The organism is Advenella sp. RU8 (assembly GCF_048381675.1).
Lineage (GTDB): Bacteria > Pseudomonadota > Gammaproteobacteria > Burkholderiales > Burkholderiaceae_B > Advenella.
Window position 1 is genome coordinate 413586 of record NZ_JBLWIS010000002.1, and the last position, 24887, is coordinate 438472.

A 24887-nucleotide genomic window follows, 5' to 3' on the forward strand; every position below is an offset into this window, starting at 1 on the left:
AAGCATAGACAAAATCCGATTTTGGGTAAAGCCTTGAAAACCATTAGGCCGGCATCAAATCGTGCAATTTTTCGGTTTTCCGATATTCCACATGAGCATTCTGAAAGGCAGCAGCAAACAAGTGCTAACCAGCAATTTAACTACCATATCACCCAACGCCAAAGAGACCCATGGAACGGGAGTACCGGCAAACGCAAGGGCAAAAAACAGGAAAGTGTCAATAACAGATGCCAAAGCACCCGCTATAAATGGCGCTTTCCACCAGCTTAGTGATCGCATTTTGTCAAAAATGAAAATATCGCCAAGCTGGGCAACCAAAAAAGCACTGCCTGAAGCGATGGCAATCCGGGCATCCGCCAATAAATAAGAAACGATAATGGCGGCTACAAAACCAACCAGCACTATTTTTCTTGCGACTTGCGGACCAAAGCGTCGATTAAGCAAATCGGTAACCAGAAAAGACACCGGGTACGTTAAGGCGCCCCAAGTCAGCCATTCATTAATATGAAACTGTGGCTGGACCAGAACGTTGGAAGCCACCACAATCAGGCCCATTAGCACAATTGCCAACAACGCCTGAGCGGATGATATCTGATCAAAATAACCTTTTGATTTCATTAAGTTTTACCCAATTCCCTGGACATTTCAACCGCCCTGTCAGAAGCAGCTTTCATAGCCTGTTTAACCGTATCCCTGAATGCATGCTGCTCAAATACAGCCAGCGCTGCAGCCGTTGTGCCCCCTTTGGAGGTTACATTTTCACGCAGGGTTCCTGGTTCCAGATCTGATGCCGCAGCCAACCCGGCAGAACCCAATACCGTTTCAATGGCCAGTTTCTTGGCCTGATTGTACTCAAGCCCCAGGGCCTTGGCACCATCAATCAGGGATTCGATCAATAAAAACACATAGGCTGGACCGCTGCCTGAAAGTGCAGTAACCGCATCAAGCAGGTTTTCATCCTGCACCCGAACAACTGAACCAATTGAGGACAGGATTTGCTCTGCCAGCAAAATGTCTTTTTCAGCCAGTGATGGCATAGCATATAAACCAGTCACGCCCTTGCCAATTAAGGCCGGCGTATTAGGCATCACACGGACCAGTCCAGGCGATGGGCTTTGCCATGAACCCAACCAGGTTGACAAAGATTGTGTATTCAGTCCCGCTGCAATGCTGATAACCAGGGTATCTGGCTGCAAATGGGTTTTGCTGCTTTCAATGGCCTCATGCATGTTTTGTGGCTTGACAGCGTAAATCCATACCTTGCATTGTGCAAGATCAGCAGTAACCTGTGCGCTTGTCTTAACTCCTTTTTCATGCCAGCGTGCATGCCCTGCCGTGTTGATATCAATAACCAGGATATCCCCGGCCTGGCAAACCGTGCCAATCATGCCACTGGCCATTGCCATGGCCATATTACCGCCGCCAATAAAGGCGATTTTTATATTTTGTTTCATGGAAAAATTTACTCTAGGAGAAAAGCCCGGCTTATAAAGGCATAAAACCAAAACCATACACTGGACAGGCATTTAAAAGATTGCGTAATTTTATTACCAATTCAGGATGGATTTAACAATCCTGCCATTTTAGTTTGATTTTATAAGGCATGCAAAACTTCCATATTGGTTATATAAATTCACCATATCGTAATAAACGGGTCATATTATCTTTGCTTTACTTCTGAAGTAACTATTCCAAAAGAATGCTGTTATTAATTAACCGGAGCAAGTAATATGCAAATCAAAAAATCTGCAATCATCCTGGGTAGTGTTTTTGCCCTAGCCAGCTTCAGTACCCATGCTGCCACAGAAATCACTTTCTGGCATTCCATGGAAGGCCCTTTGGGTGAACGGGTTAACGAAATTGTCAGTGATTTCAACAAAAAACAATCCGACTACAAAATCAACCCTACTTATAAAGGAGCCTATGGCGAATCCATGAATGCAGGTATTGCCGCATTCCGTGCAGGTCAGGCACCAGACATCATCCAGGTTTTTGAAGTAGGAACGGCAACCATGATGTTCTCCAAAGGAGCCATCAAGCCAATCCAGGAAATGTCAGAAGAAGCGGGTAACCCGATAGACCCGAAAAAATTTGTCCCGGGCATTGCAGGCTATTACTCCGAACCCAATGGCAAACTGGCTTCCATGCCTTTCAATAGCTCTACCCCCGTTTTCTATTACAACAAGGACATGTTTGAAAAAGCAGGCCTTGATCCCAATACCCCACCTAAAACCTACGCACAGATCAACGAAGCCGCCAAAAAACTTAAAGAGGCTGGAATCGAATGCGGTTACACAACCGCTTGGCCTTCTTGGGTGTTGGTTGAAAACTTCTCTGCCTTGCATAATTTGCCCTATGCCAGTAAAAATAACGGTTTCGATGGCCTTGATGCCCGTATTGAATTGAACAAGGAAGGCTTTGTCAAACATTTCAATTACCTGAACCAAATGGCCAAAGACGGTACATTTACATACGGTGGCCGTGGTGATGCCGCCAACGCCCTGTTTTCTTCAGGAAAATGCGCTATGTTTACCGGTTCAAGCGGATCACGCGCCAACTTTGCCAAAAACGCCCCGTTCAAATTTGGCATTTCAACCCTGCCCTACTATGATGACGTTCCTGGCGCACCGCAAAACAGCGTCATTGGCGGTGCTTCTTTATGGGTATTCAATAATAAATCCCCCGAAGTCAATAAAGGCATTACCGAGTTCTTCCAATATATTGCCTCACCCGAAGTGGCTGCCAAATGGCACCAGGACACCGGCTATGTGCCTGTGGTCAAAGAGGCTTATGAACTCACCAAGGCATCAGGCTTCTATGACAAGAACCCGGGTACCGATGTTCCTTTCATTCAGCTAAACGTTGAAACCACCGATGAATCCCGTGGTGTGCGCCTTGGCTTCCTGCCACAAATTCGTGACATTCAAGACGCTGAAATGGAAAACATTTTTGCCCAGAAAGTTTCTGTAGAGCAAGGCCTGGAAAACATGCAAAAACAGGCTAATGAATTGCTGCAGCGTTTCGAAAACAGCAATAAATAAACATTAATCATAAGCATAAACAGCGAGCAAAATATCTAGGCTGCTCGCTGTTTTTTTTACTATTTATCATCAAGAGGCATAATGGAAAAGCGCGTCGTTTTCAACCATAAGTTACTGCCCTATCTCTTGCTTGCACCACAACTTCTGATTACGGTGATCTTCTTTTTCCTGCCGGCCGGTCAGGCAATATGGCAATCTTTTTTCATAGAATCCGCTTTTGGCGGTGACGAACAGTTTGTTGGGCTGGACAACTATACGGCCCTGTTCAATAACCCTTACTATTTTGACTCTTTCACGGTCACTTTTGTTTTTTCAATAGCGGTTGCTGTCATTGGCCTTTCCATCTCATTGCTGCTGGCCGTCATGGCCGACAGGGTAATAAAAGGGGCCATGCTTTATAAGACCATGCTAATCTGGCCTTATGCCGTAGCACCCGCCGTAGTGGGTGTGCTCTGGGCCTTCCTGTTTTCTCCGGCAGTCGGAACCCTGGCCGTTTACCTTACCCAAATGGGCATGGACTGGAATCCCCGACTGGACTCTTCCGATGCCATGATTTTGGTCGTCATGGCTGCCGTCTGGAAACAAATATCCTATAACTTCCTGTTCTTTCTGGCAGGCTTGCAATCCATTCCCAAATCACTCATTGAAGCCGCCGCAATTGATGGCGCCTCGCCGGCACGCCGCTTCTGGACCATCGTTTTTCCATTATTATCACCAACCACTTTTTTTCTGCTGGTCATTAACATGGTGTATGCCTTTTTTGAAACCTTCGCCATTATTGACACCACGACACAAGGTGGCCCCGGCAGCTCAACCAACATCCTGGTTTACAACGTCTATAAAACCGCCTTCAAGTCATTTGATTACGGTTCTTCCGGTGCCCAATCCGTCATCCTGATGTTTATCGTCATTTTGTTAACCATTGTCCAATTCCGGTATGTTGACCGTAAAGTGCAATACTGAACCAGACCCAAAAGGAGTTCATCATGATTGAACGTCGCCCCTTGCTTGATTTACTGGCACACCTGATCCTGATTTTCGGTTTGATTATTGTTGCCTTCCCGCTTTACATCGCATTTGTTGCGTCTACCCAAACCGCCAGGGAAGTAGCCAATGCCCCCATTTCCCTGCTTCCTGGCACGCACTTCCTTGAAAACTACGCGCAGGTACTCTTTACCGGCAGTTCAGTGCAAACCACACCAGTAGGCAATATGCTATGGGTGTCTTTTGTCATTGCTATGATCATCTCTATTGGCAAAATCAGCATTTCCATGCTGTCGGCATTCGCCGTGGTGTATTTCCGCTTTCCTTTTCGCATGCTTTGCTTCTGGATGATTTTCATCACCCTGATGTTACCGGTAGAGGTCCGCATTTCTCCTACCTTCGAAGTTGTCGCCGGATTGGGCCTGACCAATTCTTATGCTGGCCTTACCCTGCCTCTTATTGCTTCGGCAACGGCCACCTTCCTGTTCCGGCAGTTTTTCCTTACGGTTCCCGATGAGCTGGTAGAAGCGGCCCGCATAGACGGCGCCGGACCCATCCGCTTTTTCAAGGACATTTTGTTCCCCCTTTCCAAAACCAGTATCGCGGCCCTTTTCGTGATCCAGTTTACTTACGGCTGGAACCAGTATTTATGGCCATTAGTCATGAAAACATCAGAAAACATGACACCGATTGTCGTGGGTATTAAAACCATGATTGGTGGTGGCGACAGCGTAACCGAATGGAACCTGGTCATGGCAACCGCCCTGCTTGCGATGATTCCTCCCGGGCTGGTCGTTGTACTGATGCAAAAATGGTTCGTCAAAGGCCTGGTAGATTCAGAAAAATAAATAAGGATTATTCATAATGGCAACACTCAGCTTTAAAAACGTCAAGAAAACATACCCTGGCAATGTTGCGGTTATCCACGGCATTAGCATGGATATCAAAGACGGGGAGTTTATTGTTATTGTTGGCCCGTCAGGCTGCGGCAAGTCTACCCTGATGCGCATGGTTGCAGGCCTCGAGACCGTTACCGAAGGCGAAATACAGATAGATGCACACAGCATCAATCATCTTGAGCCCGCACAGCGGGATATCGCGATGGTGTTCCAAAACTACGCACTTTACCCGCATATGTCTGTCTTTGACAATATGGCCTATGGCTTGAAAATACGAAAAATGTCCAAGGAGCAAATCAAGGAACGGGTACAACAAACCGCAGAAATACTTGAACTCTCCCATTTGCTTGAGCGCCGGCCCAAGCAATTGTCTGGCGGGCAGCGGCAACGGGTCGCCATGGGCAGGGCCATTGTACGCGAACCAAAAGTATTCCTGTTTGATGAACCGCTGTCCAACCTGGATGCCAAGCTTCGCGTGCAAATGAGGCTTGAAATACAAAAGTTGCACCGCCGGCTGGCAACCACCAGCTTATATGTCACTCATGACCAGGTGGAAGCCATGACCCTGGCACAACGCATGATTGTCATGAATAAGGGGATTGCAGAACAAATCGGCACCCCCATGGAAGTGTTCGAGCGGCCTGCCTCTACCTTTGTCGCCAGTTTTATTGGTTCCCCACCCATGAACCTGCTTAATGTGAATATTGGCATTGAAGGGAAAATAACCACTGAAGACGGTACCGTATTACCTATCAATCACAGCCAAATCGCAGAACAGGCTAAAAATAAAAAACAGGCCATTATGGGATTCAGGCCTGAAAACTGCGCACTCCATGATACAGGCATACCGGTAAAAATTGAAATGGTGGAAATACTGGGGTCTGAGCAACTGATTCATGGCCAGGTTGGCAATACAAATATTGTGATCAGGCAAAACATTCACGCCAATGCCCAAGGCCAAGAACAGCTGAAACCTGGCAATACGATTTATGTGGTACCAGATGGAAGCCACGCCCTGCATTGGTTTGACGCTGAAACCACCCTTCGCCTGGATTGATAAAGCCAGATTTATCCTATACAAACAAAGAGTTATCTAATATATCCACTTAACAAAACCCTTTAAAAAATCGCGTCATTAAATAAAAAAACGCTGCCTTGATAAGCAGCGTTTTTTATTCACATTTAAAGCAATAAACCGATATTATTTAACAGCGGTTTTACTGCCATCTTTATGCCAGGTGTAAATATCAAATTTAAAATCTTTCAGGTCACCCTGATCATTCCAACTTAAATCACCAATAACGGTTGGCACTGAATTAGCATGCAAGTACTCGGCAACTTTTTCTGGATCAGTGCTTTTGGTTGCGTTCATGGCATTGATAATAGCCTGAGTAGCAGCGTAAGAAGTCAGCTGAAACGCACCGGATGCATTACGACCCTTTTCCTTGAAAGCTTTAACAATATCCTGGTTTTCTGGCAGGCTAGAGTAATCAGCAGGCAAAGTCAGCAACATGCCTTCAACCGCATCACCGGCAATGGCATTAATTTCCGGGTTACCTGTACCTTCAGGCCCCATGAATTTAACTTTCAGGCCCTGCTCTGCAGCCTGACGCATTAACAGACCCATTTCCGGATGGTAACCACCGTAATACACAAAATCAACCCCTTGGGATTTCAATTTGGTAATAATAGAAGAATAATCGGATTCACCGGCATTAATACCTTCAAACAAAGCCACTTCAACATTGGCTTTTTTCAGGTTATCCTGAACCGCACTGGCGATACCCTGGCCGTATGATTGCTTGTCATGCAAAACGGCCACTTTTTGTGGTTTGACCGAATCAATAATATATTTGGCAGCAGCAGGACCCTGCTGGTCATCGCGTCCGATGGTACGGAAAATAAAGGTAAAGTTTTTGCCATCGGTCACGTTGGGCGATGTGGCTGAAGGCGTTACCATAACCACGCCCTGCTCATCATAAACCGCGGCTCCGCCTACGGTTGCACCCGAACAAACCGGACCAACCACAAAACCGATTTTCTGATTGACGACACTGTTTGCCGCGATAGGACCCTGCTTGGGTTCGCATGCATCATCAACTTCAACCAATTCAATTTGCTGACCATTAACACCACCAGCCGCATTGGTAAGTTCAACGGCGGTTTTTACGCCCTCACGCACCATGTCACCGTATTGCGTAACAGGACCGGTTAGCGGGCCCACAACTGCAATCTTGACATTTTCTGCCTGAGCCACGCCCATGCCCATTGAAATACCCATGGCAGCTGCCAACAAAGTAAAGCGGAATGATTTATTCATTTCTTCAATCTCCAATTAGTAGAATAATCACTTGGCTAGCATACACTGAACAGGACTGCTTTGTATACGGCATTAACCCGAAAATTCGGGATAAAAACCAGCAGATAAAAAAACCACTCCCGGCACAGGCAGGGAGTGGTTTAAATATGCGCAACTAAAACGGTAGCTTAAGCGTCAAGCACCTACCACGCCACCATCCTCACGCCAAATCACCACGGTTGCGGCACGGGGACGGCCACCGCTTCCCTCCGGGTCATCATTATCACCCATGGGCCATTTGGAAAACGCCAAGGGATCCTCCTGAGGAGTCACTTTAGGCGCACGCGGATGTTTACCATATTCACCAGGATGCTGAATATTGACAAAAACGGTTTTGTAATCTGGTGTCCAGGTAATGCCAGTCACCTCACTTCCGGAAGGACCAACCAGGAAACGACGGATCTCGCCTTTACCGGTTTCTGTCTCGGGAATGGCAACCAGCATCTGGTTGTTTCCATTACCGGCAAAATTACCCTGATCTGAAAAGTTGCCGTCTGTCTGGATCCACAAGCGGCCGTCTTTATCAAAAGCCAGGCCATCAGGACTGTTAAACAGGTTCTTCGCAGAAACGTTTTGTGTACCTGCCATCAAATTACCGGGTTCTTTATGAACCTCAGGATTTCCGGCTAATACAAACACATCCCAGTCGAATTCGCCAGCCGCCGCATCCTTGCCTGACTCATTCCAGCGAACAATCTGGCCATAAGGATTTTTGGCACGTGGATTGGCATCATCAATGCCGGGATGTTTAAGGCCATTGGTGCCTTTGCGTTCCTTATCGCTACCACGATCAGAGTTATTGGTTAGGGTTACATAAACTTCCTGGGTATGAGGATTAACCGCAATCCACTCCGGGCGATCCATGGGGGTTGCACCCACGGCATCCGCTGCCAGGCGGGTTTTTACCAGCAACTCACCTTGGTCCTTGAACAACTCACCCAGTTTTTTTCCATCCTGGCCAACAGTATCAAGCGTCAAGGGAATCCATTTACCTTTACCTTTCAGGTCACCCGCCTGTTCGCCATCAGCAAACTGGGCGACATACAAGGTACCTTTATCCAGCAAAGTACGGTTAGCCTCTTTGTTGGCCGGGTCAAACTTGCCATCAGAGACGAATTTATAAATATATTCACTGCGCTGGTCATCACCCATATACACCACAACACGCTTGTCGGCAGCCAAGGTCATGGCGGCATTCTCATGCTTGAAATGACCCAGGGCCGTCAGTTTGCTGGGCTTGGATTCAGGATCAAACGGATCAATTTCAACAATCCAGCCGTGGCGCATCCACTCATTAGGTTCTTCGGCCACATCAAAGCGCTTGTCATGGGTTTCCCAACGATAGCTGTCGTCAGACGCTTTGGTTGCGACACCATAGCGCTTCATCAAGGTATTGCTTTCAACGCCTTCTTTCAGGCTACCAAAGTAATCCGTTACGTTTTCCTCACAGGTCAGGTAGGTATCCCACAAGGTATAACCATTACCACAGTTGCCAAAAGTACCAAAAACAACGGTACCGCTTGGATCTGCCTTGGTTTTCAGCAAATCATGGCCTGCTGATGGTCCGGTAAGAACCATTTCTGTATCCAGGGCATTAATGCTACGGTTATATTTGGAATCAAGAACTGTTTTCCAGTTCTGGCCATCATAACGAATATGTTTAACGCAAACGCCTTGTGCGCGTTGTGATTTTTTAACCCAGTCTGCATTCCAGTTTTCACCCGCAACGCGAACATTGGCAGGAAAGAAATAATCAGGATTAATGTACTCATGGTTGGTAACCATCAAGCCTTCAGTGCTACTGCCATTAATAGGAAAATAATGAATCCCGTCATGGTTGTCACCAATTTGCATGGTTTGTGCAGCAGAATCATCGGTAGCGTCACCTTTCCATTTGGGAGAATCGGTAAACAGTGGGTCCCCCCAACGATTGATCACGGCATAACGGTACCCTTCAGGGACCACGATTTTATCAGCGGTGCTGGCTTCAACAGCCTTAAAGCTCATGGAAGGAACTGGCGCGGCCAAGCTTGTTGCCGCTGTCTGCGCAAAGGCAGCAGACTTGTTCAGTGAAAAGCCAAAAAACGCCAGTGTACTGGCACCCGCACTTGCTTTTAAAAAGCCACGGCGGGCCAGCTGTTTTCCAAGCAATTCATTAAATGACTCAGCTTGGCTGTGATTGCTTGGAATATCGTCACGATCCAGATCGCTCATGGGGTATCCTTCATTAACAGGTTGCATAAAAATATGCAAAGGATAATAAAGGACTATGTCAGGAGTTTTACAAACCCCACAATCGTTGGTAAATAGCCTTTATTATGCTGAAAATGCAGGCAAGGTTAAGGATTTTTCATTGGGAAGCATATGCACGCCAGGCAAATGACATGAAAAAACGGCCTGGGCCAAGGCTTCGATAGCGGCGCTTCTGGTAAAGCTGCGACGCCACGCCAAAACAATACGACGGTTTGGAACCGGTTTTTTGATTGGAATATACTTAACCAGATCATTCTCTGATGCCTGCTGCTCCAAAACCGCACTTGTGGGCAATAGCGTAATACCCAGACCAGCCGCAACCATATGGCGGATTGTTTCTAACGAAGATCCCTCAAAAGAACGCTGGATGCCATCATCGGCAGCCGAAAAACGGGACATTTCGGGACAAACTTCCAGAACCTGATCACGAAAGCAATGGCCAGAGCCCAGTAAAAGCATGGTTTCCTGTTTAAGATCATCGGTACTTAGCGACTTTTCATTGGCCCAGCGATGATTGGTTGGTACGGCAACCACGAAATCCTCATCATATAAAGGTTTCATTTCAAGCCCGGCATCAGGCAAAGGCAATGCCATAATAGCGCAATCAAGCTCTCCCTGGCGTAACAGTTCAAGCAGGCGAACCGTAAAATTTTCCTGCAATATCAGGGGCATTTGCGGAGTTTGCTGGATTTGTACCGGAATAAGCTTGGGTAACAGATAAGGGCCAATGGTATGAATAATGCCCACTTTTAGCGGGCCAGCCAAAGGGTCATGACCCTGTCTGGCAATTTCTTTTAGATTGGCGCTTTCCTCGAGCACTTTTTGTGCCTGGGAGATGATACGCATGCCAATAGGCGTTACCCCTACTTCACTGCCACCTCGCTCGAAAATAGTTACACCCAGTTCCTCTTCCAGCTTTTTAATGGCGACTGAAAGTGTTGGCTGACTTACAAAGCAAGCTTCTGCGGCACGGCCAAAATGCCGCTCTCTTGCTACGGCAATAATGTATTTAAGTTCAGTAAGTGTCACACGCAAATTCCTGATAATAGATTTTCTCTATTATTTTAACAAAATAAAACTATCGAAATATACATGAACCTGTAATCTTGGCAATATAAAAGTTAAATTACGTCAATTCAACATAAAAAACGGCTAAATGTCAGGTGCGAATATAATCTTCTTTTCCTCGCATCCAGCGATGAAGGTGCTTTGCTACTGCGTCAGGATAGTTTTCCCGCAATTCTTGCGCAGCCTCTCTTGCCTGTTCCACAATCGGGTAATCCGCTTCAATATCGGCAAAACGCAACAAGGCTAAGCCCGATTGGCGTACCCCCAGAAACTCGCCGGGCCCTCTTTGATCCAGGTCACGCCGGGCAATTTCAAATCCGTCGGTTGTTTCATACATGGCTTTAAGGCGCTGCGAAGCCACCTTCGATAAGGGCTGTTGATAAAGCAGGACACAAACGGAATTGGCCTGCCCCCTTCCCACCCTGCCACGCAGCTGGTGAAGCTGGGCCAAGCCAAAACGCTCGGCATGCTCTATGATCATGAGCGATGCATTGGGCACATCAACCCCCACCTCAATAACCGTTGTGGCCACCAGCAAGTCCAGATCATGCCGTACAAAGGCATCCATAACCGCAGCTTTTTCATGAGTATTAAGCCTTCCATGCAACAGGCCACTGCGAACATCAGGCAGCTCTTCCTGCAAACGGGCATGTGTATCTACTGCCGTTTGCAACTGTAACGCCTCGCTTTCTTCCACCAGCGGGCAAACCCAATAAACCTGGCGGCCGTTTTTAACTTCTTGCCTTACATGCGCAAGCAATTCGTCACGCCGGTTATCGGAAAAAAGCTTGGTGACGACAGGGATACGGCCAGGCGGAAGCTCATCAATCACCGAAACTTCCAGATCGGCAAGAAAAGTCATTGCCAATGATCGGGGAATGGGTGTCGCACTCATATTAAGCTGATGGGGTACCATATACTGGTTTTGCAGCAGATGCTCACCTTTACGGCTTAAACTTAGCCGCTGCCCTACCCCGAAGCGGTGCTGCTCATCCACAATCATCAAGCCCAGGCGGTGAAACTCGATATTTTTTTGAATCAGGGCTTGGGTGCCAATAATAAGTTGCGCCTTACCACAGGCAATCGCATTGGTCGTTTCCTGTTTCACTTTAGCCCGTAAGCTGCCACTTAGCCATGCCACCTCGACGCCCATAGGCTCGAACCATTGTTTCATCTTGATGAAATGCTGCTCGGCCAGGATTTCGGTAGGTGCCATAATCGCAACCTGAAAGCCATTTTCCAGTACGGTTGCCGCCACCATCGCGGCCACAATGGTTTTTCCGCTACCAACATCCCCCTGCAGCAAGCGATGCATGGGGTACTCCCGCTGTAAGTCATGGTTGATTTCGTCAATAACCCTTTTTTGTGCCGCGGTTAATGAGAAAGCCAACCCTGCCAGCAAGCTGTCCGCCAGTTTGTGTGGTTGAAGCTGCATGGGAAATGATTTTTTCTGCTGTCTGGCCGCTCTTGCCGCAGCCAGGGCCAACTGCTGCGCCAACAACTCATCAAACTTGATTCTTAACCACGCAGGATGCAGTTTTTGCGTTAATTGCCAGGGATCTGTACCAACAGGCGGTTGATGCAGTTGCTTTATGGAGTCTGCAAAATCAGGAAGTTGATACTTTTTCTGGATAACTTCGGGCAACGTGTCATCAAGCACCGTACGTGACAATGCAGCCAACACTGCCTTCCTGATACTTGGCTGGGCCAGCCCTTCTGTCGTTGGATACACAGGTGTCAGGGTTTTGGGTAAAGCTTCTCCGGCCTTGCTCATTTTTGGGTGGATTAACTCAAATCCCCACATGCTGCTGCCGCGCACCTCTCCGCGAAGGCGAACCAGCCCCCCTTTCTCAAGCATTTTTTGCTGACTCGGATAAAAATGAATCCAGCGCAGGGAAATTTGCCCGGTATCATCTTTAAAAGTAGCAACAAGCTGCTTTCTGGGCTTAAAAACCACTTCAGAATGGATAACCACCCCTTCAAGCTGGACACTCATGCCAGGATAAATCTGGCTAATTTTGTGAATCTCGGTCTCATCTTCATAGCGCAATGGCAAATGAAGCACAAAATCAAAATCAACCTCCAGGCCCAATGATTGGAATTTTTTATCCAACAGTCCGGGCCTGGATGATTGTGGAACTACGTTTTCAGGCACCTTGAAAATTTACCCATAAAAAAAGCTGGATTACACAATAATAATGGCTTCAACTTCAAACTGGGCATTTTTAGGCAAGGCACTGACTTCTACGGTTGAACGTGCGGGAAAAGGCTGAGGAATAATCTCGGACATAACCGCATTGACAATACCGAAGTTACGGATATCCGTCACAAACAGGGTTAGTTTGACAATACTGTTCAATGAACCGCCTGCCGCATGAATAATTGCCGTCATATTGGCAAATGCCTGCCGAACCTGTTCTTCGAAATTTTCAGAAACCAGCTCACCCGTTACAGGATCAAGACCGATTTGACCAGATAAATAAACTGTGCTGCCAACCGGCACAACAACCGCCTGTGAGTATGGACCAATGGCTGCAGGCGCTTTATCTGTTTGAATAGTTTTCTTATTCATGGGAATCCCTTTTTATTAAACCAAGACTTATTTGTTACTGAATCAGATACCAATAAATAATACTGTAAATATATTAGCAAGGATAGAAAATATTTACTTTAAAAAAAATTGATTATGTGGTTTAATTCTTTGGTATTAGATTTAATAATCATTCTCATTCAACAATTAAGGATTATCTCTCATGATTTCCGGAAAGACCCTGTTCAAAAAAGGTTTGTTTACATTAAGTGCACTAACAATTAGTACTTCCGCACTTGCCGCTGGTGAAGTCAATCTTTATACAACCCGTGAACCCCGCCTTATACAACCTATTCTGGAAGCCTTTGAAAAAGACACAGGCATCAAGGCAAACACCGTATTCATCAAAGACGGTTTACCCGAGCGCATCAAGTCCGAGGGTGAACGCTCTCCTGCTGACGTCTTGATGACCGTAGACATTGGCAAACTACTGGATGTCGTCGACCAGGACCTTGTGCAACCGGTTGACTCAAAAGTCTTGAAAGAAATCATCCCCGAGAATCTGCGTTCCCCTGACAATAAATGGTTTGCCTTTTCCCTGCGCGACCGGGTTCTGTATGTCGCCAAAGAACTTGACCTGGACACCTTCACCTATGAAGATCTGGCTGATCCCAAATGGAAAAACAAAGTCTGCATCCGTTCTGGCCAGCATCCATACAACACCAGCCTGATCGCTGCCATGATTGCCCATAACGGCACGGAAAAAACAGAAGAATGGCTTAAAGGCGTCAAAAACAACCTGGCCCGCAAGGCAGCCGGTGGCGACCGCGAAGTGGCCCGTGACATTCTGGGAGGCATTTGCGATATTGGTATCGGCAATGCCTATTACGTAGGACGCATGAAAAATGCTGAACCTGGCAGTGAACAATACAAATGGGGTGAAGCCATCAAGGTCATTCGTCCAACATTTGCCAACCCTAAAGACAGCGGTACCCATGTAAACATTACTGGTGCAGCCATTGCCAAACACTCACCCAACCATGAAAACGCCGTCAAATTTTTAGAATACCTGGTTTCCGACCAGGCCCAACAGCTTTACTCAAAAACCAATTACGAATACCCTATTCGCAAAGGCGTTGAAATGGATCCGGTCATGACCGCGATTGGCGAACTTCAGGTTGACGACCTGCCAGTGACTGAAATTGCCAAATTCCGTAAACAAGCCAGTGAACTTGTTGACAAAGTGGGTTTTGACAACTAAGTCCATAACTGTTTTACAATAAGGGCGGTACGTTTAATGCGTATCGCCCTTAACTATTACTAAAAGCATGTTAGAAAACACCTTGCAACAGCCACCATTAAAAAAAACACAATCGCTTAATGCTTCAACCTATCTAGTTCTTGGTGTGGCCTTCTGCGTGCTCGCTCCCGTACTCACGCTGTTGTGGCACGCTTTTACCGGTGACTTCCAGCATTGGATTGGCCTGCTGCAAAATGTCATTCCAAACTCTCTGGGCAACACGCTGATTCTGCTGGTTGGCGTCGCCATTGTGGTTGCTTGCCTGGGCACCGGCAGTGCATGGCTAACAACCGCCTACCAGTTTCCAACCCGATCCATATTAATGTGGGCATTACTGTTGCCCCTGGCTGTTCCCACCTACATCATGGCTTTTGCTTATCTTGATGTCATGCACCCGCTGGGGCCTATCCAGTCTGTTATTCGTGATCTGCTTGGCTACACATCACCACGCCAATTCCGGCTCCCGGATATCCGCTCCATGGGTGGTGCAATTGTTCTGCTGGGTTTTGTACTGTACCCCTATGTTTATTTAAGTACCCGTGTCATGTTCATGACGCAAGCCGCCAATCTAATAGAAGCCGCACGTACGCTGGGCTGCACCCGTCGCGAGGCATTTTTTCGTGTCGTTATTCCAATGGCCCGTCCCGCCATTGCCGTTGGCATTAGCCTGGCACTGCTTGAAACCCTGAATGATATCGGGGCCTCGGAATTCCTGGGTATCCAAACCCTGACCGTTTCGGTATACACTACCTGGATATCCCGCTCCAACCTGGCAGGCGCGGCACAAATTGCCATTTTCATGCTGATTGTCGTCACCACCTTAATCTGGCTGGAACGTCATGGACGGCAGCGCCAGCGTTATGCAAACACACAACGCATGCATCCCATACAGCCTCAAAAACTGCACGGCATACAGGCACTTATTGCCATGGCCTTAGGCTGGTTTCCGGTTATCTGCGGCTTCATCATACCTGCCATTTATCTGGTTTCGGAAAGCATAAAACGCCTGGAAGCCGTTGGTACGGTTTCCGATGACCTGATCAGGGGAACATTCAACACCATTACCGTTGCAGCCGTTGCCACGCTCATTACCGTTATGTGTGGCTTGTTAATTGTATGGGTGGTACGCAACCCCCGTTTTACCATGGGTAAATTCATCGTACGTGCAAGCAGCCTGGGATATGCCATACCCGGCACGGTGCTGGCAATTGGCCTGCTTACTCCCTATGCGCTTATAGATACCCTTATTTCCGACAGCATGTCTTTCCTGTTCCAGCTGCCTCCCCAGCTTTATATCATGGGCAGCATGAGCGGCATTATCATTGCCTATGTCATTCGCTTTATGGCCATTTCCGTAGGCGGCATAGAGGCTGGGCTGGCGCGCATCCCACCCTCACTTGAAAATGCTTCCCGCATTCTGGGCCAATCTTCACGGCAAACTTTCTACAAAATTCACCTGCCCTTGCTGAAACCGGCCATTGGAGCCGCCTCACTGCTTATTTTTGTGGATGCCATGAAAGAACTTTCCGCAACTTTATTGTTGCGCCCACTGAACTTTGAAACCCTGTCTACCTGGCTTTATGCCGAAGCAGCCCGTGGCACTTATGAAGAAGGCGCCATTGCCGCACTTATCATTGTTCTGGCGGGGCTATTACCTGTCATCATACTGGCCAAATCACAACTGAAATCCAACTATTAAACCCATGAATCAGCTTCTCATACTGGATAAAATCAAACTGGCCTACCCTCAGCAAAAACAGCTGAAAGTCGTGGTTGAAAATTTTTCCCTTTCATTGCAAGAAGGTGAAATTGGTTGCCTGCTCGGCCCCTCGGGCTGTGGCAAAACCACGGTATTAAGATCTATTGCCGGGTTTGAGCCGGTGTATTCCGGTGAAATCAAGCTGGCCAATATAGTGCTATCCGCTCCCGGAAAAATGGTAGAACCGGAAAACCGGCATATCGGCATGATGTTTCAGGATTACGCCCTGTTTCCCCACTTGACCATAGAACAAAACATTGCATTTGGCCTGAAGAAAAAAGACAAGTCTTACATTAAAAGCCGAACGGCAGAAATGCTCAGCTTGATCAACCTTTCTGATACCCGCAAACGTTACCCGCATGAATTGTCAGGTGGCCAGCAACAACGGGTTGCGCTGGCACGTGCCATCGCCCCCTCACCCAAAATACTGTTGCTTGACGAGCCGTTTTCCAACCTGGACACCGACAGCCGCGAAAGGCTGGCCTTTGAGGTGCGCGAAATTCTTAAAGAAAACAAGCTTAGCGCCATCCTGGTTACCCATAACCAGGCCGAAGCCTTTGCGATTGCCGATAAAATAGGCATCATGAGTCACGGCAAACTGCTGCAATGGTCAAGCCCCAACGAAATCATCAATAACCCCAATAGCCAGGAAGTCAGTGATTTCATTCGTCGCGACAGCCTTTCCAGCCTGCGTGAGCAAGCTTTCATGCGCTAGACCGCGTGATTAATCGTCATCCAGCCCCAGGGCTTTCAGCTTGCGGGTAATCGTATTGCGGCCAATTCCCAAACGATTGGCTGCCTCGGTACGGTGTCCGCGGCAATAGGCAAGTGTGATCCCGAGTATGGTCTTTTCAAACTCGGCAGTCAGATTATCCATAATGCCCGAAGTATCCTGTGCCAGTTGGGCCTGCACTTCTTTTTCCAATAATTGTTGCCAGCTTGCGCCAGCCAAATCCGGGCGATATTCAGCACTGATGCTTTCTGTTGGCACCATATACCCGGATACATTTTCCGTCTCAGGGCAAGAAACCGCGTTATTTAACAGCTCGGGCGGTAAATCCTGTTTTTCAATAAGATTGGCAGCCGACATCACCGTAAGCCAGTGACAGAAATTTTCCAGTTGCCTGACGTTACCCGGAAAATCAAACTCCTGTAATACCTGCATGGCTTCCGGGCTTAGACGCTTGGCACTCACCCCCAAACTGACCGCAGAAAGCTGAAGAAAATGCCTGACCAAACGCGGGATATCTTCTTTACGTTCCCGCAAAGGCGGCACACGCAGGCGAATAACATTCAGGCGATGGAAAAGATCCTCACGAAAACTGCCCTGTGCCACCCTGGTTTCCAGTGGCTGGTGGGTAGCGGCAATAATGCGCACATCAACATTCACAGGCTGGGTACCCCCAATCCGGTAAAAGCTGCCTTCAGCAAGGACCCGCAACAGGCGGGTTTGCAAATCCAGTGGCATATCCCCGATCTCGTCCAAGAACAGGGTTCCACCATTAGCCTCTTCAAAACGCCCCCTGCGCAATTGGCCTGCTCCGGTAAATGCCCCCCGTTCATGGCCGAACAATTCAGCTTCCAGTAAATCCTTGGGGATCGCCGCCGCATTCAACGCCACAAACGGTTTATTTGCACGCGCCCCATGCTTATGTAAAGCACGGGCGATCAACTCTTTACCGGTACCTGACTCTCCGGTAATTAAGACCGTTACTTTAGATGGTGCCAACCTGCCGATGGCCCGAAAAATATCCTGCATTGCACGGGACGATGATTTACTCATCATCTTGTCAACGGAATCATTGTCGATGGCCGAAACGGCAATATCGGCACTAGCTGTATTTGACGCGGCCTGCTCTACCGCCCGGGCAATCAGGGCCAAGGCCTCATTGATATCAAACGGCTTGACCAGATAATCAAAAGCACCTTCCTGAAACGCACTGACCGTACTTTCCAAGTCAGTGAAGGCCGTCATGACAATCACGATAAGCTCAGGGTATTGGTGCTTGACCTGCTTTAGCAATTCAAGCCCAGACATATCTGGCATGCGGATATCGGTAAGCAGGACATCTGGACGTTCAGCTTGCAGGGCTTGCAACAAATCACCCACCCGCTCAAAGCAACGTGGCTGCATGCCTGCCTTTTGCAAAGCTTTGTCCAGTACCCAACGAATGGCCTGGTCATCATCAACGACCCATATTTTTTTCATACGGTTTCCAATGGTAGCAATATTCTGAATTCCGTTCTTCCCGGCACCGAATCAAACTCGATGAGTCCACCATGCTGGCGCACATACTCCTGGGCCAAACTAAGCCCCAAGCCCGTCCCATCTGGCCTTCCTGTTACCAAAGGATGAAAAACACGATCATGCAACGCTTCAGGCACGCCCGCACCATTGTCTATCACAGACACTACCACCACCAGTCGATACAATTTATTCAGCAGTAAATGCCGGTTAAGGACGCGGGTCCTTAAGGTAATAGTAGGCTTGTCCTTGATGTTGCCGGACAGCAATGACTGGGCGGCATTCCGGCCAATATTAAGATATGCCTGCAGCAATTTATCCCTATCCGCCTGCATCTCGGGAACTGACGCATCGTAATCGCGCACAATCGTAATATCATCCCGGTATTCTGCCTTGAGCAAGGCATACACACGCTCACAAATTTCGTGAATATTAATGGCAGACAATTCCAGATTTCCCTGGCCCGGCCTGATCAGGCGATCAACCAGTTCTTGCAAACGGTCGGCCTCGGCAATAATTACCTGGGTATACTCTCGCAAGGCAGGATCAGACAACTCCATCTCGAGTAATTGCGCAGCCCCTCTTAATCCACCCAAGGGGTTTTTAACCTCATGACCCAGATTACGAAAGGTTTCCTGATGAATTTCCAGTTCTTTGATCAGCCGTTCATTGCGTTGGGCCAGCGTATGCTGTTCAATTTCACGCACTTCCAGAATCACGCTCCAGGGCTGCTGGTACAACCGTTGCAACGTGGCACTCACCAGCAACTTGTCTTGCCCCTGGTTTTTAACCAGACTGTCCATTAATCCAAATGAACTGGATTCACCATGCAAAATGGCCGAAAAAGCGTGCTCAAACGCACTTTCATCTTCAAACAGTTTTTTGGCGTCCAAACCCTCCAAAGAGCGGCTTGAACGTTCAAGCAGATTTTGCGCCGCATTGTTCACCCACCGTATTATGCCATCCTGGTCTAACAAGAAAACGGCCGTGGAAAGCAGCTCAAATGCCTTGCAATCCTGAAGAGTGACAGGAGAAAGCCCGTTCATGTGCATTTTCTTCTCCTGTCATGTCATGTCATGTTAGCTACTGTCAGCTTACAGTGAATAATACAAATCGTATTCAACCGGGTGGGTTGTCATACGCAAACGGGTTACTTCCTGCATTTTCAATTCAAGATAGGCATCCAGCATTTCATTGCTGAATACGCCACCACGTGTCAGGAACTCGCGGTCTGCATCCAGTGCTGCCAGGGCTTCTTCCAGTGAAGCGGCCACGGTTGGGATTTTTTTATCCTCTTCCGGGGGCAAATCGTACAGGTTTTTATCAGCAGGATCACCAGGATGGATCTTGTTCTGGACCCCATCCAGACCAGCCATCATAAGGGCGGAAAATGCCAGGTACGGGTTAGCCAGAGGATCGGGGAAACGGGCTTCTACACGACGCGCTTTTGGATTCCCGACATAAGGAATACGAATGGAAGCAGAACGGTTGCGTGCGGAATAAGCCAGTTTTACCGGTGCTTCATAATGAGGCACAAGGCGTTTGTAAGAGTTGGTGCCAGGATTGGTAATCGCATTCAGGGCACGGGCATGCTTGATGATACCGCCAATATAGTACAGGGCAAATTCAGACAAGCCTGCATAACCGTTACCGGCAAACAGGTTTTGGCCATCTTTCCAGATAGACTGGTGAACGTGCATGCCTGAGCCGTTATCACCCACCACAGGTTTTGGCATGAAGGTGGCTGTTTTACCATAAACGTGGGCAACGTTATGGATAGTGTATTTCATGATCTGGTTCCAGTCGGCACGCTCTACCAGGGTGCTGAATTTGGTACCAATCTCCAGCTGGCCGGCACCGGCCACTTCATGGTGATGGATTTCTACCGGTACGCCCTGCTGCTCAAGCAAAAGGCACATTTCAGAACGCATATCCGCAAAAGAATCCACGGGTGAAACAGGGACATAACCGCCCTTGACACGTGGGCGATGGCCATGATTGCCCTGCTCGGACTCTTCACTGCGAGACCAGTAAGCTTCATCGGATTTGATTTTATACGAGCAACCGGACATGTCATCAGACCAGGTAATGCCATCAAATACAAAGAATTCGGGCTCGGGGCCAAAATAAGCAGTATCACCCAGGCCACTGGCTTTCAGGTAAGCTTCAGCGCGTTTGGCCAAAGAACGAGGGTCACGGTCATATCCCTTGAGATCGGAAGGCTCAACCACATCACAAGTCAGGATAAGGGTTGGTTCTTCGCGAAACGGGTCAATACGGGCCGAGTTTGCGTCAGGGATCAACAGCATATCCGATGCCTCGATACCTTTCCAGCCGGCAATAGAGGACCCGTCAAAAGCCTGGCCAGACTCAAACTTGTCTTCATCAACCATTTTGGAAGGAACAGTCATATGATGCTCTTTACCAAGCGTATCGGTAAAGCGGAAATCCACAAAAGTGATTTCACGTTCACTCATCAATTTCAGGATATCTTGTGGGGTTGTCATGTTTTCTCCAGGGAAAGCGTAATTGCAAGCCAATCAGGCCGTTCAATACAAATAAAGCAATAATCGTGCCAATTATTTATGCACACTAATGAGCGATTTACATCATTATCGCAGCATCTTGATGCATAAATACAGAAAATTTTTGCACCACATTGGTGCAAATGAAACAGGATGCCTCATGCTGGTGCATTATAGAAACATCCCTTGCAAATCGTTCAGGAAACGCCAGCCAAGCGGTGAAGCCTTGATACGCATGGGGTCGGCATCCAGCAGGCCTTTTTGAAGCGCTGCCTCGAGTTGACGGCTAATACCCGCCAGGGACAGGCTGGTGCGTTCTTCGTAATACGACACCGGCACCCCATCTTTAAGGCGCAATGCATTCAGCATAAACTCGAAAGGCAATTCAGCGCTATCCAGCTGACGTTCTTCAGCCAAATGGGAACCATCACGCAGCAAGGCTTTTTCCATCCAGGAATCGGGGTTACGCACTTTGGCAGTGCGTACAATGCGGTCATGAAAACTAAGCTTGCCGTGCGCACCGGGGCCAATCCCAATGTAATCGCCAAACTCCCAATAATTTACATTATGCTTAGCCCTTGCCCCTGGACGGGCATAAGCGGATACCTCATACTGTTCAAACCCCTGTGCGGCAGTCAGTTCGATTAACATGTCCTGCAAGGCCGCGCTGGCATCGTCATCGGGCAAGCCCGAAGGCGGATATTTGGCAAAAACCGTATTGGGTTCCATCGTGAGATGGTACAAAGACAAGTGATCGGTACCAAAAGACAGGGCGGTCTCAAGATCTTTTCGACAAGACGCCAGGGTTTGGCCCGGCAAGGCATACATAAGATCCAGGTTAACGCGGCTGACAGCCTTTTGCGCCATTTCAATCGCTTCTATGGCCTGGCGGCTATCATGAATACGTCCCAATACTCCCAACGCTGTATCGTCAAAACTTTGTATGCCAAGTGAAATCCGATTAATGCCAGATTCGGCATAATGCTTGAAGCGTGTCGCCTCTGCCGTGCCGGGATTGGCTTCCAGGGTGACTTCGGTGTCTGGCCAGAGATTTAAATAATTACGCAGCATGGCCATCATGCGCTCTACCGCTTGTGCGGAAAGCAGGCTGGGCGTGCCACCGCCAATAAACACCGTATGAATTTGCCGCCCCCATATAAGCGGCAGGGTTTGTTCAAGATCGGCAGACAGGGCATCCAGATAGCGCTCTTCTGGTAACTCGCCCTTTTGCGCATGCGAATTGAAGTCGCAATACGGGCATTTTTTTACACACCAAGGCACATGAATGTACAAAGACAATGGCGGCAAGCCTTGGGTAAATGAAATGTCGCGGTTGACCATCCCACCCACCTGTTTCTTTGGGCGGGAAAGCTCGGGAAAAACAGGAATGATTTCTTTCATGATGCCTTGATTCAATCCTGCAGCTCGGCAAGCAGTTTTTTCAGGGCAATTGCCCGGTGACTTTGGCGGTTCTTCACTTCAGGCGCCAACTCGGCAGCCGTGCAACCCAATTCAGGCAAATAAAAGTAAGGATCATAGCCAAAACCATTATTACCGGCTGCCTGTGTGGCAATTTTTCCTTTCCAGATACCTTGAGCAATAATGGGACAAGGGTCAGCGGCAGACCTTACAAACACCAGCAAAGCGATATAGGCAGCAGAACGGTCAGTTTCATTTTCCAGTTGTTTTAACAAACGCAGGTTATTGTTCTGGTCTGATTTTTCCTCACCGAACAAGGTGGCATAACGGGCTGACAATACGCCTGGTGCACCACCCAGTGCATTAACGGTCAAACCAGAGTCATCGGCAATCGCAGGCAGTCCGGTACACTTGCTGGCGTGACGCGCCTTGGCCAGGGCATTTTCCACAAACGTGTCAAAAGGCTCGTCGGCCTCGGGCACGCCCAGCTCCCCTTGAGGAATCAGCGTTATGCCCAGAGGCTCGAACAATGCCTTGAACTCTTTCAGCTTACCCTGGTTATTGGAAGCCAGTACCACTTTTCCCTTGAAACTCACCACATTACGTCCTGATTGTTGTTACTTGACAATGATTAAACCGGCCATGCATCTTGCTGAACGCGCAGCAAACCGGCAATTCCCTTTTCAGCCAGCATCAGCAGGCTATCCAGCTCCTGGCGGCTGAAGGCATGCCCTTCGGCAGTACCCTGAACCTCGACAAACTGGCCACTGCCCGTCATGACCACATTCATGTCAGCGTCGCAGTTGGAATCCTCTTCGTAATCCAGATCCAGGACAGGATAGCCCCTGTACATACCCACAGAAATGGCCGCCACTCGATCTTTAAGCGGATTTTCGGTGAGTTGTCCGGTTTTGAGCAGGTGTGAAACCGCATCAGCCAGGGCAATCCAGGCACCGGTAATACTGGCGCAACGGGTGCCGCCATCGGCCTGAATCACATCACAATCCAGGTGAATGGTGCGCTCGCCCAGCTTTTCAAGATCGATAATGGCACGCAGGCTGCGGCCAATAAGACGCTGGATTTCCTGGGTGCGGCCACTTTGCTTGCCGCGAGCTGCCTCGCGATCACTGCGGGTATGGGTAGACCGGGGCAACATGCCGTACTCGGCCGTTACCCAACCTTTTCCCTGCCCTTTTAAAAAAGGTGGCACTTTCTCCAGAACGCTGGCATTGCACAGCACATGCGTATTGCCCATTTTGATTAATACTGATCCTTCTGCATAGGGTGTGTAAGAACGCTCAACCTGCACATTTCGCAAGCCGTTGGGTTCCCTGTCTGAAGGTCGTTTGAAGTCTATTGTCAGATCATTGCCGGGCATGCTTTCACCTATGTTATTTACGTTGCTAACATTGTAGTATGAGGACATTGAAAATTGGGGTTTTCCTTATTGTCCGTTGTGGATTAACATACCACAGCAACAAAATTTACCAACATATACTTTGGAAATATTTATGATTCAAAGCATGACTGCTTTTGGCAGCGCCCAGACCGAATCGGAACTGGGTAACATTACCGTAGAACTTAAAAGTGTTAACAGCCGTTATCTGGATTTGAATTTTCGCATTCCCGATGAATTGCGGCAAACGGAAAACGGCCTGCGTGAGCTGCTCACCGGCAAAATCAACCGTGGAAAACTGGAAGCACGGGTTTCCTTCATTAAAAACCAGGATGCGGGTACCCTTTCAATAGACCCGGCATTGCTGCAAGGTATTGCCACCCTGCTGGCAGACGTGCGTGCCATTATTCCTGAAACCGAAGCCCCCAAACTGATAGACCTGGTTAGCTGGCCCAGCCAGAAAGCCAAACCTGATTCAAGCACCGAATGGCAAAAACAGTGCCTGGAAACCGCACGTCTGGCCATTGAAGAATTTATTACCGCACGCAATCGCGAAGGCGAACGCCTTGCCAGCGCCATGCGCGCATACGCCTCGGCCATGACTGAAATTGTTGACAAGGTGGAAACCCTTCTGCCAGACGTGCATGCAGAATACCGCACCAAACTGGCCACCAAACTGCAGGAAACGCTTGAAGCAGCCTGCCCAAATGGTTTGCAGCACCTCAGTGGAGAAGAACTGTCTGCCCGCATTGCCAGCGAATCGGCCTTGTTTTCCTTGCGCATTGATGTGGAAGAAGAAATCACCCGCCTGCGTTCCCACATTAAAGAACTGCAATTGTTGCTGGATTGCAAAACCAACAGCAAACAAAGCACCGGCAAACGGCTTGATTTCCTGTTTCAGGAAATGAACCGTGAAGTCAATACCCTGGGTTCAAAATCCAGCTCTTTGGAAGTTACCCAGGCCGTGATTAACCTGAAACTGTATATAGAACAGCTTCGCGAGCAGTCGCAAAATATTGAATAAATAATTAGAATAAATAATTAATTTAAGGGCTGCCACACACTGGCGACTGGCTTGTTGGATTTGGCCAGCCGCTGGATTGAGGCTA

21 protein-coding genes are annotated in these 24887 nt (G+C 48.3%); 8 read left to right on the forward strand and 13 right to left on the reverse strand.

All coding sequences use genetic code 11. The annotated features are described in order from the left end of the window. Positions 1 to 54: 54 nt before the first annotated feature. Entirely contained in the window at positions 55 to 618 is a 564-nt protein-coding gene (locus ACM5Q9_RS04475) for a queuosine precursor transporter (RefSeq protein ID WP_418143529.1), read from the reverse strand. After that, positions 618 to 1454, reverse strand: coding sequence for a pyrroline-5-carboxylate reductase (proC, locus tag ACM5Q9_RS04480; RefSeq protein WP_418143530.1), 837 nt, complete (start codon positions 1452 to 1454; stop codon positions 618 to 620). The genes ACM5Q9_RS04475 and proC overlap by 1 nt, the downstream gene beginning before the upstream one ends. A gap of 276 nt (positions 1455 to 1730) precedes the next feature. On the opposite strand from proC, the gene ugpB reads away from it, so the two are divergent. The 4 genes from ugpB to ACM5Q9_RS04500 all read left to right on the forward strand — a co-directional run bounded on the left by ugpB (position 1731) and on the right by ACM5Q9_RS04500 (position 5981). Then, entirely contained in the window at positions 1731 to 3041 is a 1311-nt protein-coding gene (ugpB, locus tag ACM5Q9_RS04485; RefSeq protein ID WP_418143531.1) for a sn-glycerol-3-phosphate ABC transporter substrate-binding protein UgpB, read from the forward strand. A gap of 81 nt (positions 3042 to 3122) precedes the next feature. Continuing rightward, a complete protein-coding gene (ugpA, locus tag ACM5Q9_RS04490; protein ID WP_418143532.1) occupies positions 3123 to 4004 on the forward strand; it encodes a sn-glycerol-3-phosphate ABC transporter permease UgpA in 882 nt (293 codons plus the stop codon). 23 nt (positions 4005 to 4027) lie between these two features. Further along, a complete protein-coding gene (ugpE, locus tag ACM5Q9_RS04495; RefSeq protein ID WP_418143533.1) occupies positions 4028 to 4873 on the forward strand; it encodes a sn-glycerol-3-phosphate ABC transporter permease UgpE in 846 nt (281 codons plus the stop codon). Positions 4874 to 4889: 16 nt separating this feature from the next. Further along, positions 4890 to 5981, forward strand: coding sequence for a sn-glycerol-3-phosphate import ATP-binding protein UgpC (locus ACM5Q9_RS04500; RefSeq protein ID WP_418143534.1), 1092 nt, complete (start codon positions 4890 to 4892; stop codon positions 5979 to 5981). Positions 5982 to 6125: 144 nt separating this feature from the next. On the opposite strand, the gene ACM5Q9_RS04505 is transcribed toward ACM5Q9_RS04500, so the two are convergent. The 5 genes from ACM5Q9_RS04505 to ACM5Q9_RS04525 all read right to left on the reverse strand — a co-directional run bounded on the left by ACM5Q9_RS04505 (position 6126) and on the right by ACM5Q9_RS04525 (position 13176). Then, a complete protein-coding gene (locus ACM5Q9_RS04505; RefSeq protein ID WP_418143535.1) occupies positions 6126 to 7244 on the reverse strand; it encodes a branched-chain amino acid ABC transporter substrate-binding protein in 1119 nt (372 codons plus the stop codon). A 174-nt stretch (positions 7245 to 7418) separates the two neighbouring features. Continuing rightward, entirely contained in the window at positions 7419 to 9497 is a 2079-nt protein-coding gene (locus ACM5Q9_RS04510; protein WP_418143536.1) for a PhoX family protein, read from the reverse strand. Positions 9498 to 9599: 102 nt separating this feature from the next. Continuing rightward, positions 9600 to 10565, reverse strand: a complete 966-nt coding sequence (locus ACM5Q9_RS04515) for a LysR substrate-binding domain-containing protein (protein WP_418143537.1) — start codon at positions 10563 to 10565, stop codon at positions 9600 to 9602. Between the two features lie 130 nt (positions 10566 to 10695). Further along, positions 10696 to 12717: an ATP-dependent DNA helicase RecG gene (gene recG / locus ACM5Q9_RS04520; RefSeq protein WP_418143538.1), complete on the reverse strand. Its 2022-nt coding sequence runs from the start codon at positions 12715 to 12717 to the stop codon at positions 10696 to 10698. Between the two features lie 72 nt (positions 12718 to 12789). Further along, a complete protein-coding gene (locus tag ACM5Q9_RS04525; RefSeq protein ID WP_418143539.1) occupies positions 12790 to 13176 on the reverse strand; it encodes a Rid family detoxifying hydrolase in 387 nt (128 codons plus the stop codon). 181 nt (positions 13177 to 13357) lie between these two features. Between ACM5Q9_RS04525 and ACM5Q9_RS04530 the strand changes: the two genes are divergently transcribed. The 3 genes from ACM5Q9_RS04530 (at position 13358) to ACM5Q9_RS04540 (ending at position 16908) form a co-directional block, all read left to right on the forward strand. Next, positions 13358 to 14395: a Fe(3+) ABC transporter substrate-binding protein gene (locus tag ACM5Q9_RS04530; protein WP_418143540.1), complete on the forward strand. Its 1038-nt coding sequence runs from the start codon at positions 13358 to 13360 to the stop codon at positions 14393 to 14395. A 67-nt stretch (positions 14396 to 14462) separates the two neighbouring features. Then, positions 14463 to 16133 carry an ABC transporter permease gene (locus tag ACM5Q9_RS04535; RefSeq protein WP_418143541.1) on the forward strand — a complete coding sequence of 557 codons (1671 nt, stop codon included), beginning with the start codon at positions 14463 to 14465 and terminating at the stop codon, positions 16131 to 16133. A 4-nt stretch (positions 16134 to 16137) separates the two neighbouring features. Then, positions 16138 to 16908: an ABC transporter ATP-binding protein gene (locus tag ACM5Q9_RS04540; RefSeq protein ID WP_418143542.1), complete on the forward strand. Its 771-nt coding sequence runs from the start codon at positions 16138 to 16140 to the stop codon at positions 16906 to 16908. Between the two features lie 9 nt (positions 16909 to 16917). Here the strand turns inward: ACM5Q9_RS04540 and ntrC are convergent, their stop codons facing one another. From ntrC to rph, 6 genes are all read right to left on the reverse strand, one after another. Further along, a complete protein-coding gene (ntrC, locus tag ACM5Q9_RS04545) occupies positions 16918 to 18402 on the reverse strand; it encodes a nitrogen regulation protein NR(I) (protein WP_418143543.1) in 1485 nt (494 codons plus the stop codon). Next, positions 18399 to 19490, reverse strand: a complete 1092-nt coding sequence (gene glnL, locus ACM5Q9_RS04550) for a nitrogen regulation protein NR(II) (RefSeq protein WP_418143544.1) — start codon at positions 19488 to 19490, stop codon at positions 18399 to 18401. Before glnL ends, ntrC begins: the two co-directional genes overlap by 4 nt. A gap of 42 nt (positions 19491 to 19532) precedes the next feature. Then, positions 19533 to 20945, reverse strand: coding sequence for a type I glutamate--ammonia ligase (gene glnA / locus ACM5Q9_RS04555; protein ID WP_418143545.1), 1413 nt, complete (start codon positions 20943 to 20945; stop codon positions 19533 to 19535). A gap of 189 nt (positions 20946 to 21134) precedes the next feature. Then, positions 21135 to 22304 (reverse strand): radical SAM family heme chaperone HemW, encoded by a 1170-nt coding sequence (hemW, locus tag ACM5Q9_RS04560; RefSeq protein ID WP_418143637.1) that lies wholly within the window; start codon positions 22302 to 22304, stop codon positions 21135 to 21137. Between the two features lie 71 nt (positions 22305 to 22375). After that, the gene (gene rdgB / locus ACM5Q9_RS04565; protein ID WP_418143546.1) at positions 22376 to 22978 is read right to left on the reverse strand and encodes an RdgB/HAM1 family non-canonical purine NTP pyrophosphatase; all 603 of its coding nucleotides are present in this window, start codon (positions 22976 to 22978) and stop codon (positions 22376 to 22378) included. A 35-nt stretch (positions 22979 to 23013) separates the two neighbouring features. Next, positions 23014 to 23760 (reverse strand): ribonuclease PH, encoded by a 747-nt coding sequence (gene rph / locus ACM5Q9_RS04570; protein WP_418143547.1) that lies wholly within the window; start codon positions 23758 to 23760, stop codon positions 23014 to 23016. Positions 23761 to 23893: 133 nt separating this feature from the next. Here rph and ACM5Q9_RS04575 point away from each other — a divergent pair, with 133 nt between their 5' ends. Next, the gene (locus tag ACM5Q9_RS04575) at positions 23894 to 24802 is read left to right on the forward strand and encodes a YicC/YloC family endoribonuclease (protein WP_418143548.1); all 909 of its coding nucleotides are present in this window, start codon (positions 23894 to 23896) and stop codon (positions 24800 to 24802) included. Positions 24803 to 24887: the final 85 nt, after the last annotated feature.

What these genes read in the sequence shown, in the direction of transcription:
- proC (WP_418143530.1), bottom strand. Translation starts at nt 1,454, where the DNA reads ATGAAACAAAATATAAAAATCGCCTTTATTGGCGGCGGTAATATGGCC.
- ACM5Q9_RS04530 (WP_418143540.1), top strand. Translation starts at nt 13,358, where the DNA reads ATGATTTCCGGAAAGACCCTGTTCAAAAAAGGTTTGTTTACATTAAGT.
- ugpE (WP_418143533.1), top strand. Translation starts at nt 4,028, where the DNA reads ATGATTGAACGTCGCCCCTTGCTTGATTTACTGGCACACCTGATCCTG.
- ugpB (WP_418143531.1), top strand. Translation starts at nt 1,731, where the DNA reads ATGCAAATCAAAAAATCTGCAATCATCCTGGGTAGTGTTTTTGCCCTA.
- glnL (WP_418143544.1), bottom strand. Translation starts at nt 19,490, where the DNA reads ATGCACATGAACGGGCTTTCTCCTGTCACTCTTCAGGATTGCAAGGCA.
- glnA (WP_418143545.1), bottom strand. Translation starts at nt 20,945, where the DNA reads ATGACAACCCCACAAGATATCCTGAAATTGATGAGTGAACGTGAAATC.
- ACM5Q9_RS04525 (WP_418143539.1), bottom strand. Translation starts at nt 13,176, where the DNA reads ATGAATAAGAAAACTATTCAAACAGATAAAGCGCCTGCAGCCATTGGT.
- ACM5Q9_RS04475 (WP_418143529.1), bottom strand. Translation starts at nt 618, where the DNA reads ATGAAATCAAAAGGTTATTTTGATCAGATATCATCCGCTCAGGCGTTG.
- ugpA (WP_418143532.1), top strand. Translation starts at nt 3,123, where the DNA reads ATGGAAAAGCGCGTCGTTTTCAACCATAAGTTACTGCCCTATCTCTTG.
- ACM5Q9_RS04500 (WP_418143534.1), top strand. Translation starts at nt 4,890, where the DNA reads ATGGCAACACTCAGCTTTAAAAACGTCAAGAAAACATACCCTGGCAAT.
- ACM5Q9_RS04535 (WP_418143541.1), top strand. Translation starts at nt 14,463, where the DNA reads ATGTTAGAAAACACCTTGCAACAGCCACCATTAAAAAAAACACAATCG.
- ACM5Q9_RS04540 (WP_418143542.1), top strand. Translation starts at nt 16,138, where the DNA reads ATGAATCAGCTTCTCATACTGGATAAAATCAAACTGGCCTACCCTCAG.
- rph (WP_418143547.1), bottom strand. Translation starts at nt 23,760, where the DNA reads ATGCCCGGCAATGATCTGACAATAGACTTCAAACGACCTTCAGACAGG.
- ntrC (WP_418143543.1), bottom strand. Translation starts at nt 18,402, where the DNA reads ATGAAAAAAATATGGGTCGTTGATGATGACCAGGCCATTCGTTGGGTA.
- hemW (WP_418143637.1), bottom strand. Translation starts at nt 22,304, where the DNA reads ATGGTCAACCGCGACATTTCATTTACCCAAGGCTTGCCGCCATTGTCT.
- ACM5Q9_RS04510 (WP_418143536.1), bottom strand. Translation starts at nt 9,497, where the DNA reads ATGAGCGATCTGGATCGTGACGATATTCCAAGCAATCACAGCCAAGCT.
- ACM5Q9_RS04575 (WP_418143548.1), top strand. Translation starts at nt 23,894, where the DNA reads ATGATTCAAAGCATGACTGCTTTTGGCAGCGCCCAGACCGAATCGGAA.
- ACM5Q9_RS04505 (WP_418143535.1), bottom strand. Translation starts at nt 7,244, where the DNA reads ATGAATAAATCATTCCGCTTTACTTTGTTGGCAGCTGCCATGGGTATT.